Source organism: Hyphomonas sp., assembly GCF_016125515.1.
Lineage (GTDB): Bacteria > Pseudomonadota > Alphaproteobacteria > Caulobacterales > Hyphomonadaceae > Hyphomonas.
The window spans coordinates 81738-94672 of sequence record NZ_WGLO01000002.1; the positions used below are offsets into that span (position 1 = coordinate 81738).

Genomic DNA, 12935 nt, shown 5'->3' on the forward strand with positions numbered 1-12935 from the left:
ATCTCAGGCCTGGGCGGCGCGTTTGTCCAGCCGCATCCCGAAGAATGAGAGGAGGACCAGCATGCCCGACAGGCCCAGCGTGAGCATGGCCGTGCCGTGCCAGCCGCCGTGTTCGTAAACCCAGGTGGCGCCCCAGCTGGCCATGCCGCCTCCGATGAACATCAGCACGATATAGGCGGTCATCAGCCGTGTGCGCACACCGGCCCGCTGGCGCAGGAAGGTCATGCGGCCGGTGATGTCGATCATCGGGCCAACAAGGTTCATGATCACCAGAGGGATCAGCAGCAGCCACAGGCTGTGCCCGAACAGGCCGAGCAAGCCGACCGCCACGATCTGGACGAGCGAGATGAGGAAGCGCGCGCGGCGCGCGCCCGTGCGGTCGGCCCAGGCTCCGAGGCGCGGCGTGGTGAATAGGTTCAGGAGCGAGATAGCTGCGAGGTAGCCCACCGTATCTGCGCCATAGCCCATTTCCGGCGAGGTGAGGTGCAGACCGAGCGCAAGCCAGACCGACAGGAAGATGCCGAAACCGAGCCCCTGGATGGTGCCGGAAAGAAGCACTTCAGGATGCGCCCGCACGATCGGAACGATGGAAAAAACGAGCGCCACATAGTTTTGCGGCGGAGGCTCGGGCGCAGACTTGTCGCGCCCTTCCATGATGCGCGGCAGCAGCAGTGTGATGACCAACATCAGCCCGGCGGCGAAGTAATACACCGTGCGCCAGCCGAGATGTTCGCCGATCCAGCCGGCCCCAACCCGGGCAACAAGAATGCCGGCGATCACGCCGGTGGTCAGGGTGGCCGTGGCAGCGCCGAGCCGGGCGGACTCCACGCGTTTCGAGGCGTAAGCCGGCAACAGGTAAGGCGTGATGGTCGAGAAGCCGAGGAAGGTGGAGCCGGCCACGAACACCCAGAAGTTGGTGGCGAAGGCCATGACGAGGAGACCGGTCAGCTGGCCTGCCGCGAAGAGGATCGCGAGCTGGCGATTGCTGAACCGGTCGCCGAGCGGCAAAAGAAGGAAGATGCCCGCCGCCAGCGCGATCTGGTTGAGCGCAGGCACGAGACCGATCTCAGAGGGCGACACGCCAAAATCTTTCGCGACCAGCGCGATGATCGGGTGGATATAATAAGCATTCGCCGTGACCACCGCGGCCGCAACAGCGAGCAGGAAGAGCTGGCGCCCCGTCAGGTAACGCCGGTCCGTCTCCGGGGCCGGCGTCACGGATGAAGGCGGCGTCACCCCTCCATGCCGGCGCGGCGGGCATAGTCCGCCGCGAACTTCGCCAGCGGCACGACCCGCGCCGCATTCGATTCCGCATTGGCGCTGTTGGCGGTGCCATCACGCACCCGCCCGATGATGCCCTGCAGGATGCCGGCCAGGCGGAAGGCATTGTAGGCGAAGTAATAGTCGAGTTCCGGCAGGCCCTTGCGGCCCGTGTGCTGGCAGTAGAGCGCGACGTATTCGTCCATTGTGGGAATGCCCCAGGCCTTGAGGTCGGGGATGGCCATGATCGAGCCGCGCGTCGAGTCACCGGGCGGCATGACCCAGTTCATCAGGTGGTAGGAAAAGTCCGCAATCGGATCACCCAGCGTGGACAGCTCCCAGTCAAGCACCGCGATGACCTTCGGCTCGGTCGGGTGCAGCACCATGTTGTCGAGACGGTAGTCACCATGCACGATGGTCGTCGTGTCGCCGGGCGGGATGTTCTTGGGCAGCCACTCGATTAGCTTTTCCATTTCCGGAATGTGCATCGTCTCGGAGGCTTTGTACTGCTTCGTCCAGCGGTGGATCTGACGGGCGACATAGTCACCTTCCTTGCCGAAGCCTTCAAGGCCGGCCTTCTTCCAGTCGACATTGTGCAGATCGGCGAAGGTCTTGACCTTGGCCTCATAGATCTTGCGGCGCATGGCCGGCTCATATTCCGGCAGCGTGCCGTCCCAGAGGATGCGCCCTTCGACCATGTCCATCACGTAGAACATCGTGCCGACAACGCTTTCATCCGTGCACAGCCCATAGGGACGCGCGACCGGGTAGCCGAGCGGATAGAGCGCGTTGATGACGGTGTATTCTCGGTCCACCGCGTGGGCGCTCGGCAACAGGTTGCCCGGCGGCTTGCGGCGCATCACGTATTTCTTCTTCGGGGTGACGAGCTGATAGGTCGGGTTCGACTGGCCGCCCTTGAACTGGCGCACCTCGAGCGGACCTTCATAGCCCTCCACATTGGCCTGCATCCACTCGGCGAGATTCGCCTCGTTGAACTTGTGGCTGTCGACGACCGGTTTGGTCCCGGAATACAGGTCCTGTGCGTTGGCGGCCTCTGCCATTTCGGTCTCCCTAAATTCTGCCAGATTTTGTACACTACCATACTGATACAGCCCGGCGCGCCAAGGCCTGCCCTTGCGTCGCCAAATCCGTACCCCAGGAGGGATATCCGTAGCATGATGCGTCTCGTTGCCTTGTTCCTGCTCGGTTTTTCTACCCTCGCGGCACCTGCTTTCGCCAAATCCCTGGACCCCAGCGGCAAGATCCGGCCCGAATTGCTGGACCAGGCGGTGGCCGCGCTGAACGCCCATGGCGAGAATGGCGAGCAGACGGGCAAGCTGGTCGTGGTCGATTACAGCCTGCATTCCAGCAAACCGCGCCTTTTCGTGATCGACCTGGACTCCGGCGTTGTCGATGCGTTCCGCACAGCGCACGGCAAGGGATCGGACCATGACCATGACGGCTATCTCGACAGCTTCTCGGACGTGCCCGGCTCGTCTGCGAGCCCGAAGGGCCTTTACCGGACCGCCGAAGAGTATTCCGGCGGCCATGGCCGGTCCCTGCGTCTCGACGGTCTCGACACGACCAACGCCAATGCCCGCTCGCGCGCCATTGTTATCCACTCCGCCGTCTATGCCGAACCGGATCACCTGAAGAAGTACGGCAAGCTCGGCCGCTCAAACGGCTGCATCGTCTTTTCGTCCGAAGACCTTGCTGCCTTCCTTGATGAGGTGCCGAAGGGGTCGCTGATCTACGTTGGCAAGTGAGCGCGGGGAGACCTATTCAATATTTGAATCAATGACCTCGATCCCTAAAAAGGGCAGCTCCAATTGGCCGAATAGCCGAGTTGCCGATGTCGATGCGTTGGTTCCTGTTCCTGATCGTGGCCAGTGTCAGCGCATGCAGCATGCAAAACGGCGTCGCGCCTGAGACATCGTTCCAGAACGAATTGGTTTTCGCGGCCGCGCGCGAGGGCGACCTTTCGGAACTTGAGATCCAGGTCCTGGTCGCGGGAGATGCCGACGGCGAAACTGTATTCCGCTTTCCGCAGGCCTGGGGGCCTGAGGAGGATCTCGGCGCCTTGCGTGGTGCGCTCACCGTGGTTGATGCGGAAAGCGGCGATCCACTCGCCAGCGATGAATCGAACGGGTCCGTCACGGTCGTACAAGCGTCCGGACAGCCTATCCGCCTCAGCTGGACGGTGAAGCAGGACTATGACGGTCTGCCCGAGTGGGGCGTCCAGCGCGTCCCAGGGATGCGCCCGGTGCTGCGGGCAGGGTATGCGTCGATCATCGGGCACACCGTCCTGCCGGTCATTGAAGGCCGCGATCCGGCGTTCGTTATCCGCTTCGACGGATTTTCGTCCGGCGCAGCCTTCAGCCAACCGTCCACGGATGGTCGCTCACGCCCCGTTACCTTGTCGACCGCCACCGACAGCATCTATGCTTTCGGTGATTACGCCTTCAGTGAACCGGCGGACTCAATTGTCCGCGCCGCTGTGCTCGGCGAATGGGCCCTGTCGAATGACGACATCGTCACGGCGACGTCTGCAGTATTGGCGACGGCCAGCTCAGCCTTCGATGACCAGCTGCCGTCCCGGTACTTCGTCGCCTTCACGCCGCTGCCGGACGTGCCGAACGGTTCGTCGGTTATCGGCACCTCGTTTACCGAATCCTTCGTCATCCTCGCCACCCGGAATGCTGCCGCCGAAAACCTCGAGCACACACTCATTCACGAGATCCTGCACGAATGGATCCCTGGACCGATGGGCACGACCGACGAGGCCACAGACCCGGCGCGGATGTGGTTCACGGAGGGCTTCACCGAATACTACACCCAGCTGGTCCTCCTCGATTCCGGCCGCGTGTCGCTGGAGGGCTTCCTGGCGAACTTCAATGACCTCTGGGCCGCGTATCAAACGTCCCCGGTGCAGACGATGCCGTCCGGCGAACTGCTCGCGCACATTTGGGACAGCCGGGAGACCGAGCGCCTTCCCTACCAGCGAGGTGCCCTGATGGCTCTCAGCTGAGAAACGGTGGCCGCCGGACGCGGCACGTCACTCGCCGATGCCCTTGCCGACCTGATCGACCGCGGTGATTCGCAGCGGGCGAGCGGAGCCGCCGCCGAACTGACCGACGCTGCGATCCGTGAGGCGCTGAAAAAGGCGGTCGGGCCCGTGTTTGCACAGGACCTGTCCGACCGCATCGAACACGGCAACTTGATCGAGCCGGCCGACCTGGCCTTGCCCGGATGCCTGACCGTGAACATGACCGGCGAGGGGCCGGCGCGTCTCGCATTGGCCGAAGGGGCAGCCCCCGCTGCATGCCGCGCCGCTCTGGTCAGCAGCCTGCACCGCGGCGGCTAGGAGTGCGACCTCGGCGTTCGGTGGCCGCAAGGCCCTTGATCGCCGGGGCCCGGCAAGGCTAAACCCCCGCGCATGACCGATACACCGCCCGACCGCCTCTCCATCTATCCTGACAGCCCGCACTACAACTATGACGTGCTCGCGCGCGGCATTGGCGTGCGTTTCCGCGGCGAGGAGAAGACCACCGTCGAGGAGTATTGCGTCTCCGAAGGCTGGATCAAGATCGCGGCCGGCAAGGCGCTGGACCGCAAGGGCCGCCCGCTGCAGCTCACCCTGAAGGGTCCGGTCGAGGTCTGGTTCAAGGACGAACCGGCCGTCTGATTTCCCGCCCCGCGCTCAGCGCCCGGCCGGCAGGATGATATCGCACTGCGACAGGTGCATCTCGCGGATCCGCGCGAGCGCCCGGTGCATGATCCGGCGGTCCTTGTCGTACATCAGTTCCAGCGTGATGCCGCGCAGCGAGAGGACCAGGATCCGGGCGTGCAGCAGGCAATCCTCGTGGAAGGCCGCGTCCACGCCGGCCTCCTGGATCAGCTCCAGGGTGTATTGATCAATCTCGGTCTCGATCCGGCTGGCAATCGGCCCGAGCGCCTGTGCCAGGGCGCCGTCCCAGCGCGCGGCCAGGAGCACTTCGGTCACCACCACCGCCTCGGGAATGTTCTGGGTTTCCCAGAATACATCACATATCTCGCGCACGCGTTGGACGGGATCCTCAATCTCCGCCCCGCGCCGGCGTGTATCGGACACCATGGCCATCATCGCTGCTTCGATGGCGGCCGACATCAGCGCCACACGGGTGGGAAACTGGTTGAGCACGGACCCCCGGCTTATGCCCGTTTCCTCCATGACGGCCTCGATCGACGTGCCGGCATAGCCCAGCGAGTTCAGGCAGCGGATGGTCCCGTCGATCAGCGCGCGACGGGTCTCTTCGCCGCGACGGGTTCGGCGGCGCGCGGCTTCTACGGGAGCCGTGGAAGGCTTCAGATCCTGTGACATGACGGGACTAAGGCGACTCGGCGACGCGGCGTCAACCGTATCCGGAATTATTTTAGTCAATATTGACTAAAATTTGGATCGGCGTAGCCTGCCAGCAAGATCGTCACGCTTCGCCGGAAGGTGGCAAAGAGGGCCGCAAGGCCCGCACACAATTCAAACCGGCATCTGGAGGAAACACCATGAGCGACGCCAACGTCAAGGAACCCGCCCCGGCCAGCACCGGATACCAGATCTTCCGGACGGCCACTTCGCCCTCGCTGGACGAGACGGCGCATATGGAAGTTGTCGGCATGAATCCCGAGTTCGAGGCGGGTATCGCCAAGGCGCTGGAAGCGGGTTTTGCCGAGGGCAACATCGTCAAGACGCTGTTCTCGCGCCCCGGTTTCAGCCTGACCTATGCCTGGTTCAAGAGCGGCTTCCCGCTTCCTCTGCATACGCACGATGCCGACTGCCTCTACTACATCGTCGCGGGCAGCCTGCAGCTGGGCACCGATACGCTCGGCCCCGGCGACGGCTTCTTCCTGCCGGCCAACAAGGCCTACCGCTACACACCCGGCCCGAAGGGTGTGGAAGTGCTGGAATTCCGGGGCCAGGAGAATTTCAACATCGACTTCCTCGCCAAGTCGCTACCCGCCTGGGAGAAGATCGCAAGTGCGGTTTCCACGCGGCGTGAGGATTGGGCCGGCGAAGTCCCACCCAGCGCAGTCCTCGCCTGAGCGCGGCGGATTTCCGATGAACCTCAAGCGATTTGAGAACAAGGTCGCCGTGATCACCGGCGCCGCCTCCGGCATCGGCGCGGCCACGGCCCGCGTCTTTGCGCGCGAAGGCGCCCATGTCGTTCTGGCCGATATCGGCGACGAGGGCGGACGAACCCTCGCCCAGGATCTCGGCCCGACCGCGCTCGCCATGCGCTGCGACGTGTCAAAGCAGAAAGACGTCGAGGCGCTGATCCAGACCGCCGTCGACACGCATGGGCGGATCGACATCCTGTTCAACAATGCCGGCATCGGCTCCTACGGCAACACCGTCGAGACGACCGCCGAACAATGGCTCAACGTCATCGCAGTCGACCTGCACAGCGTATTCTATGCCTGCCACGCGGCGATCCCGCACATGCCGCGCGGGAGTGCCATCGTGAACACCGCCTCGATCTCCGGCCTCGGCGGGGACCATCGCTTCGCCGCCTACAATGCCGCCAAGGGCGCGGTGGTGAACTATACCCGCTCGATGGCCGTCGATCATGCGCGCGACGGCATCCGCGTCAACGCACTCTGTCCCGGCCTCGTGGACACGCCGATCACGGCCGGCGTGCACCAGATCCCCGGCCTCAAGGAAGAGTGGACCAGCCGCATTCCTCTGCAGCGCGCCGCGCAGCCCGAGGAGATGGCCGAGGTCGTCGCCTTCCTCGCGTCAGACGCAGCCTCCTATGTGACCGGCTCCATCATCGTCGCAGATGGCGGCGCCACCGCTCACACGGGGCAGCCCGACATCGCAAGATTTGCCGATCTGCCCACCGGCTGAGCCGCACACGAACCTCAGGAGACGCTCATGCGCGCTGCCACACTCCACGGGCGCACCTTCGCAGTGCGCGAATTGCCGGACCCTTCACCCGCTGCGGGTCAGCTGCTTGTCCGCCCGCTCTTCACCGGCATCTGCGGCAGCGACCTGTCCTTGCGCAAACAGCTCGCCGCCCTTGCCGACACGTTGCCCGCCGACCAGCTTCCAGTGATCATTCCCGGCCATGAATTCTCGGCCGAGATTGTCGGCATCGCGCCGGGCACGCAGACGGCGCTGAAAGTTGGCGACCTGATCACCGGCCTGCCCTTCACGCATACGCATGACGGCCCACAGACCATCGGCATCTCGCCCGGCCATGGCGGCGGCCTCGCCACGCTGAGCTGTATCGATGCCGTACGCAGTTTCCGCATTCCGGACAGCGTGCCGGCAGATCTTGCGGCCCTGACCGAACCGCTCTCGGTGGGCCTGCATGCGGCCGGCCTGGCCAATCGGCACAAGGCGCCCAATCTCGTCATCGGCTGCGGACCGGTCGGCCTCGCGGTCATCCTGTCGCTCAGCCTGCAGGGGCGCGGACCGATCCTCGCAGCGGACTTCTCGGCTGAGCGTCGCGCGGCCGCAGCGGCCCTCGGCGCCGACATCGTGATCGATCCGGCCACGGACTCCCCATTTACGCATTGGAATGACCTCGCCTTCACCCCGCACGCCATGTCACCGCTGTTGGAGCGGGAGTTCCGCGGCCTGCCATCTGGCGCCAACCTCTTCGAATGCACCGGCGCCCCCGGCCTGATCGACCAGGTCATCAAGGGCGCCCCGCCGCACAGCCATATCGTGGTCGCCGGTGTCTGCCCGCACGAGGAAAAGCTGACGCCGCTGGAGGGTATCATCCGTGAACTGACGCTCGAATTCAGCTTCGCCTACCGGCCCGAGGAATTCGCCGCTGCGCTGAAACTGATCGAAGCCCATCCCGGCAAAGCCGCCCGCCTGATCACCAGCCGCCAACCCCTCGCCAACACTGAAGCCGCCTTCGACAGCCTCGCGAAGAACCCGAGTGAAATCAAGATCCTGATCGACCCGAACGCCTGACGCTACAGCGCCCGCCAGCCGATGTCGCGCCGACAGAAGCCCTGCGGCCAGTTGATCGCATCAACGCCCGCATAGGCGCGGTCGACTGCCTCGCGCAGCGTGTCGCCGCTGGCGGTGACGTTCAGCACCCGGCCGCCCACCGCGATCAGCGCGCCATCGGAGTCCACGTCCGTGCCCGCATGGAACACCGTCACGCCCGGCAAACCGTTCGCTTCGGCCACGCCCTTGATCAGCGAGCCCTTGGAATAGCTGCCCGGATAGCCCTGATTGGCGAGCACAACTGTCGCTGTCGGCTGGAACGCGTCGAGCTCCAGCAGGCTTTCGAACTGCGCCTCATTGCCCTTGAGCCCGCCGGTGGCGGCGATCAGGATCAGCGGAACGATGTCGCCTTTCAGGCCCTTCATCAGCACCTGGCATTCCGGGTCGCCGAAGCGGGCGTTGAACTCCACCACTTTTGGACCGTCCGCTGTGACCATGATGCCGATATAGAGCACGCCCTGGTACGGCATGCCGTCCTTCGCCATGCCCTTCAGCATCGGCTCGGCAATCTCGCGCTGCACGCGGTTCATGATCTCGTGGGTCACGACCGGCGCCGGCGCATAGGCGCCCATGCCACCGGTATTGGGGCCGGTATCGCCGTCGCCGACGCGCTTGTGGTCCTGCGCGGCCGGCAGGTAGACCGCGCCCTTGCCGTCGGTGATGACGAACACGCTCGCCTCTTCGCCGTGCATGAACTCCTCGATCACCAGCGTCGCGGACGCGGCGCCGAATTTGCCGGACAACATCTCGTCGATCTCGGCCTCGGCCTGCTCACGCGTTTCGGCGATCACCACGCCCTTGCCCGCCGCGAGGCCATCGGCCTTCAGCACATAGGGCGCCGTCATCGTCGCAAGGAAGGCCTTGGCAGGCGCTGCTTCGGTGAACTCGCCATAGGCCGCGGTCGGCACGCCATACTTGGTCATCCGCCCCTTGGAGAAGGCTTTCGAGGCTTCCAGTTGCGCGGCCGCTTTCGAAGGGCCGAACACATCGAACCCGCGCGCGCGCAGGATGTCCGATAGGCCGAGCGCCAGCGGCGCCTCGGGGCCGATCACGATCAAGTCCGGCTCCACCTGCAAGGCGAGCTTGACCAGCCCGTCCACATCGTCGGCCGACACGTCAAAACATGGGCCCACTTCGTCCATGCCGGGATTGCCGGGCGTGGAATGCACGATATCGACCAGCGGCGACGCCGCCAACTTCCAGGCCAGGGCGTGTTCACGGCCGCCCGATCCGATGAGGAGAATGTTCATGGCGCCGCTCCTAGGCGCGAGCGGCGCGCAAGTTCAAGCCCGAAATGCGCTTCAGGCGCCGGTTCGGCGCAGCAGCAGCACGTCCTGGAGTTCGCGGGAGGGGTCGCCATTGCTCCAGCCCCCCTCCTGCATCGGGCCCGCCACGGTGAGCTCCGCCGCTGCAATCCAGCCCAGGATGATCGACTCGTAGAACGCGATCGTGGCCTCGGGCACGTCGAACGAGCCGACATAGGCGCCGTCGCCAAACCGTTCGAACGGGATGAAGGCCTTGCCCGCCTCCGAATGCGGCGCGCTGCGCGGTCGCAACACGCCGCCGGCATTTCGTCAGCCGACCTGAACCGTCACACGCAGGAACGTTGCCGGGATGACGGTGCGTCCTGCGGCGCGGCTGGTGTTCTGGCTTTCGAACAGGTCGATCAGTTCCCGTTCCAGGTCTGCGGCCTTGCCATTTGCGTTGGCGGCAGCGAAGGCGTTCATCGTCGGCCCGTAATGATCCCGGAACTCGGCCACGAAATCCGCGGGCGTGCCAGCATGGTCGAACACGTAGGTTTCCGGCTCGCAGCGGATGGCGGCGTCCGGCACGCCGGCGCCCGTGAACCGGGCGCGCACATCGGCCTCGACACCCCAGCGCACCGGGCTGACGAACCCTTCGGGCGGCGGCGGCGAATAGGCGGCGCTGGTCTTCAGGATCTGCGCGACCAGTGTGGGATCACCGGGGATCCAGTTGCCCATCACGACCTGCCGGCCCGGCTTGGTCACGCGGACCATTTCCCGGGCAACATTCTCCGGATTCGGCGCAAACATGGCGCCAAAGATGCTGATCACCTTGTCGAACTGGCTGGAGGCAACGCCGGTCAGGTTTGACGCGTCACCGTGCTGGAAACGCAAGTTGAAGAGGCCCGCATCGGCCGCGCGGCGGTTGCCGGCCTCGACGAGATTACGGGCGATGTCGACACCCAGAACCTCGGCGCCCAGCCGGGCTGACGGCAGCGCCGTCGTGCCATCGCCGCAACCGAGGTCGAGCACCTTCTGGCCCGGCCCGACGCCGATCGCTTTGACAAGTTTCTCGCCGCTGTCGCGCATGGAGGCTGCGATGCGGGTGAAGTCGCCCTTCTCCCAGAGCATCTGGTTCGGGCTGAGTTCAGCGGTGTTTGCATTTTGTGACATGGTCGTCCCTTTTTGTTGGGCACCGGGCGTGTGGCCCTCGTGCGATGAGGGGTCGATACTTGGGGCGGCATTCGCCGGATAGTTCAGCGAATGAACCAAATCACTACAGATTCTGAACCTTGGCGTTTTTTCCAATGAACACAGGGGCCATTCCTAAAGCCCGACCGCAGCGGATCGAGCCCCTTGCAGCCGGGGCCAACCCTGTCCAAAACCCTTCCATGCCCGATACGCCCGTCTCCAACGACCACGCCCAGTCCGTCTCCGAACTCGCCGCCAGCCTGAAGCGGACGATCGAGACCAACTATGACCATGTCGTCGTGCGCGGCGAGCTCGGCCGTGTGATCATCGCCAAGTCCGGCCACATGTATGCCGACCTGAAAGACGACAAGGCCGTTCTCAACACGATCATGTGGCGCGGACAGGCCGAGCGTCTGACTTTCCGTCCCGAGGAAGGTCTCGAAGTCATCGCGACCGGGCGCTTGTCGACCTATGAGGGCCGCTCCGCCTACCAGCTGATCGCAAGCTCGATGCGCCCCGCCGGCGCGGGCGCGCTGATGCAGCTGCTGGAGGAACGCAAGAAGAAGCTCGCCGCCGAAGGTCTCTTCGATCCGAAGCACAAGAAAAAATTGCCCTACCTTCCCCGCACCATCGGCGTGATCACCTCGCCCACCGGCGCGGTGATCCGCGACATCCTCCACAGGATCCGCGACCGCTTCCCGGTACGCGTGATCGTGTGGCCAGCCCTCGTGCAGGGCGAGCGCGCAGCCGAGCAGGTCACCGCCGGCATCCGCGGCTTCAACGCCATGACCGGCGCCGACCGGCCGGACGTACTGATCGTGGCGCGCGGCGGCGGCTCGATCGAGGACCTATGGCCGTTCAATGAGGAGATCGTCGTGCGCGCCGCCTTCGAGAGCGAGATCCCGCTGATCTCTGCCGTGGGCCACGAGACCGACACAACGCTGATCGACTATGTCTCGGACCAGCGCGCGCCCACGCCCACGGGCGCCGCCGAGATTGCGGTGCCAGTCCGCACAGACTTGTTGCTGAACGTAGACGAGAGCGGCCAGCGCCTGAAGCGAGCCCTCGCGCGCGGCCTCACGCGTGCCCGCGACAAGCTCACCGCCGCCCGCCTGCCGCGCGCCGAAATACTGCTGCAGCCGGCGCGTCAGCGGCTGGACTTTGCGAGCGCAAACCTTCCAAAGGCCGCGCTCGCGCTCACCCAGAAGGCGCGCCTCAAACTCTCCCGCCTGCAGCTGTCGCCCGCCATGCTGAACGCCGAGATCCGCCAGGGCCGCCAGCGCCTGCGCGACGTCGCGGTGCGCGCGCGCCCGGCCCTTTGGCGACTGATCGACAAGCGCCGCACCGCGCTCGCCGCCGAAGCCAAGATGCTGGAGACGCTGTCCTACCAGGCCACACTGAAGCGCGGCTATGCCCTCGTGCGCGACAACGAAGGCCGCCTCATCCGCTCGGCCGCGATTGCGGCGGGCGCGGATCAGTTCAAGGTCACCTTTGCCGACGGCGATGTCACGGCCGCACCGGCCGGTAGCGCCGCGCCGCCTCCGAAACCAAAGGCCCCGCCGAAGAAACCCGGCAGCCAGGGCAGCTTGTTCTGACGCCATGCACCCCGCACCGCTCTTTCGCGAATCCGATCCGGCAATCCTTGTTGCGCGCATCCGCGCCTATCCGCTGGGCCTCATCTGCGCCAACGGAGAGGTCGCCCCGCTCGCCGCGCATTCGCCCGTGCTCACGACGCTGGACGGCGGCGCGGTGCGCCTGCGCTTTCATCTGTCTGCGCACAATCCGCTCACCCGCCGCCTCGAAGCCGGCGCTGCCGCGCTGATCGTTTTCACCGGCCCGGACGCTTACATCTCGCCCGACTGGTATGGCCCCGTGCCCAACCAGGTGCCCACCTGGAATTATCTCTCCGTCGAAGCCGAGGGCACGCCGGGCCCGGCCGACGCCGCTGCCTTCCTGGATGACGTCTCCGCCCATTTCGAAGCCGGCCTGCTGCCCAAGCCGCCCTGGACCCGTGCCAAGATGGACCCGGGCTCCTTCGAGATGATGCTGTGCGGCATCCGTGCCTTCGAACTGACGCCCATCCGCTTCGAAGGCATCAACAAGCTCAGCCAGAACAAGACAAGCGAGGCGCGCGAAGGCGTGATCGCAGCCCTCGGCGATCATCCGGTCGCCGCCGCCATGCGCAGGCACAATACCTGACACGCCGGCAGGACGGACAACTTGGCCTATCGTCTTTGACC

15 protein-coding genes are annotated in these 12935 nt (G+C 65.2%); 9 read left to right on the plus strand and 6 right to left on the minus strand.

Annotated elements, in window-relative coordinates; translation table 11 throughout:
* Positions 1-3: 3 nt before the first annotated feature.
* Together GC148_RS02440 and GC148_RS02445 are read right to left on the minus strand one after the other, a co-directional pair.
* Positions 4-1218, minus strand: coding sequence for an MFS transporter (locus GC148_RS02440; protein ID WP_291068439.1), 1215 nt, complete (start codon positions 1216-1218; stop codon positions 4-6).
* Between the two features lie 14 nt (positions 1219-1232).
* A complete protein-coding gene (locus tag GC148_RS02445; protein WP_291068440.1) occupies positions 1233-2321 on the minus strand; it encodes a phosphotransferase family protein in 1089 nt (362 codons plus the stop codon).
* 114 nt (positions 2322-2435) lie between these two features.
* On the opposite strand from GC148_RS02445, the gene GC148_RS02450 reads away from it, so the two are divergent.
* From GC148_RS02450 to GC148_RS02465, 4 genes are all read left to right on the plus strand, one after another.
* A complete protein-coding gene (locus GC148_RS02450; RefSeq protein ID WP_291068441.1) occupies positions 2436-3026 on the plus strand; it encodes a murein L,D-transpeptidase catalytic domain family protein in 591 nt (196 codons plus the stop codon).
* 86 nt (positions 3027-3112) lie between these two features.
* On the plus strand, positions 3113-4288 hold the full coding sequence (locus GC148_RS02455) for a hypothetical protein (RefSeq protein WP_291068442.1): 1176 nt from the start codon (positions 3113-3115) through the stop codon (positions 4286-4288).
* 6 nt (positions 4289-4294) lie between these two features.
* Complete coding sequence (locus tag GC148_RS02460; protein ID WP_291068443.1) at positions 4295-4624, plus strand: hypothetical protein; 330 nt, start codon at positions 4295-4297, stop codon at positions 4622-4624.
* A gap of 72 nt (positions 4625-4696) precedes the next feature.
* Entirely contained in the window at positions 4697-4945 is a 249-nt protein-coding gene (locus GC148_RS02465) for a DUF3297 family protein (protein ID WP_291068444.1), read from the plus strand.
* Positions 4946-4960: 15 nt separating this feature from the next.
* Here the strand turns inward: GC148_RS02465 and GC148_RS02470 are convergent, their stop codons facing one another.
* Positions 4961-5620 carry a TetR/AcrR family transcriptional regulator gene (locus GC148_RS02470; protein WP_291068445.1) on the minus strand — a complete coding sequence of 220 codons (660 nt, stop codon included), beginning with the start codon at positions 5618-5620 and terminating at the stop codon, positions 4961-4963.
* A gap of 179 nt (positions 5621-5799) precedes the next feature.
* Between GC148_RS02470 and GC148_RS02475 the strand changes: the two genes are divergently transcribed.
* From GC148_RS02475 to GC148_RS02485, 3 genes are read left to right on the plus strand one after another with little or no spacing between them, the layout of a single operon-like run.
* Entirely contained in the window at positions 5800-6336 is a 537-nt protein-coding gene (locus GC148_RS02475; protein WP_291068446.1) for a cupin domain-containing protein, read from the plus strand.
* A 16-nt stretch (positions 6337-6352) separates the two neighbouring features.
* On the plus strand, positions 6353-7141 hold the full coding sequence (locus tag GC148_RS02480; protein WP_291068447.1) for an SDR family oxidoreductase: 789 nt from the start codon (positions 6353-6355) through the stop codon (positions 7139-7141).
* Between the two features lie 27 nt (positions 7142-7168).
* Entirely contained in the window at positions 7169-8221 is a 1053-nt protein-coding gene (locus tag GC148_RS02485) for a zinc-binding dehydrogenase (RefSeq protein ID WP_291068448.1), read from the plus strand.
* 2 nt (positions 8222-8223) lie between these two features.
* Here the strand turns inward: GC148_RS02485 and purD are convergent, their stop codons facing one another.
* From purD to GC148_RS02500, 3 genes are read right to left on the minus strand one after another with little or no spacing between them, the layout of a single operon-like run.
* Positions 8224-9510, minus strand: a complete 1287-nt coding sequence (gene purD, locus GC148_RS02490) for a phosphoribosylamine--glycine ligase (protein WP_291068449.1) — start codon at positions 9508-9510, stop codon at positions 8224-8226.
* Between the two features lie 51 nt (positions 9511-9561).
* The gene (locus GC148_RS02495; protein WP_291068450.1) at positions 9562-9819 is read right to left on the minus strand and encodes a hypothetical protein; all 258 of its coding nucleotides are present in this window, start codon (positions 9817-9819) and stop codon (positions 9562-9564) included.
* Between the two features lie 15 nt (positions 9820-9834).
* Positions 9835-10677 carry a class I SAM-dependent methyltransferase gene (locus GC148_RS02500; RefSeq protein WP_291068451.1) on the minus strand — a complete coding sequence of 281 codons (843 nt, stop codon included), beginning with the start codon at positions 10675-10677 and terminating at the stop codon, positions 9835-9837.
* 218 nt (positions 10678-10895) lie between these two features.
* Here GC148_RS02500 and xseA point away from each other — a divergent pair, with 218 nt between their 5' ends.
* Together xseA and GC148_RS02510 are read left to right on the plus strand one after the other, a co-directional pair.
* Positions 10896-12290: an exodeoxyribonuclease VII large subunit gene (gene xseA, locus GC148_RS02505; RefSeq protein ID WP_291068452.1), complete on the plus strand. Its 1395-nt coding sequence runs from the start codon at positions 10896-10898 to the stop codon at positions 12288-12290.
* Positions 12291-12294: 4 nt separating this feature from the next.
* A complete protein-coding gene (locus GC148_RS02510) occupies positions 12295-12894 on the plus strand; it encodes an FMN-binding negative transcriptional regulator (RefSeq protein ID WP_291068453.1) in 600 nt (199 codons plus the stop codon).
* The last annotated feature ends 41 nt before the right edge of the window (positions 12895-12935 follow it).

Excerpts from the sequence above, each read along its gene's own strand:
- GC148_RS02445 (WP_291068440.1), bottom strand. The coding sequence starts at position 2,321 with ATGGCAGAGGCCGCCAACGCACAGGACCTGTATTCCGGGACCAAACCG.
- GC148_RS02450 (WP_291068441.1), top strand. The coding sequence starts at position 2,436 with ATGATGCGTCTCGTTGCCTTGTTCCTGCTCGGTTTTTCTACCCTCGCG.
- GC148_RS02455 (WP_291068442.1), top strand. The coding sequence starts at position 3,113 with ATGTCGATGCGTTGGTTCCTGTTCCTGATCGTGGCCAGTGTCAGCGCA.
- GC148_RS02465 (WP_291068444.1), top strand. The coding sequence starts at position 4,697 with ATGACCGATACACCGCCCGACCGCCTCTCCATCTATCCTGACAGCCCG.
- GC148_RS02470 (WP_291068445.1), bottom strand. The coding sequence starts at position 5,620 with ATGTCACAGGATCTGAAGCCTTCCACGGCTCCCGTAGAAGCCGCGCGC.
- GC148_RS02475 (WP_291068446.1), top strand. The coding sequence starts at position 5,800 with ATGAGCGACGCCAACGTCAAGGAACCCGCCCCGGCCAGCACCGGATAC.
- GC148_RS02480 (WP_291068447.1), top strand. The coding sequence starts at position 6,353 with ATGAACCTCAAGCGATTTGAGAACAAGGTCGCCGTGATCACCGGCGCC.
- GC148_RS02485 (WP_291068448.1), top strand. The coding sequence starts at position 7,169 with ATGCGCGCTGCCACACTCCACGGGCGCACCTTCGCAGTGCGCGAATTG.
- purD (WP_291068449.1), bottom strand. The coding sequence starts at position 9,510 with ATGAACATTCTCCTCATCGGATCGGGCGGCCGTGAACACGCCCTGGCC.
- GC148_RS02500 (WP_291068451.1), bottom strand. The coding sequence starts at position 10,677 with ATGTCACAAAATGCAAACACCGCTGAACTCAGCCCGAACCAGATGCTC.
- xseA (WP_291068452.1), top strand. The coding sequence starts at position 10,896 with ATGCCCGATACGCCCGTCTCCAACGACCACGCCCAGTCCGTCTCCGAA.
- GC148_RS02510 (WP_291068453.1), top strand. The coding sequence starts at position 12,295 with ATGCACCCCGCACCGCTCTTTCGCGAATCCGATCCGGCAATCCTTGTT.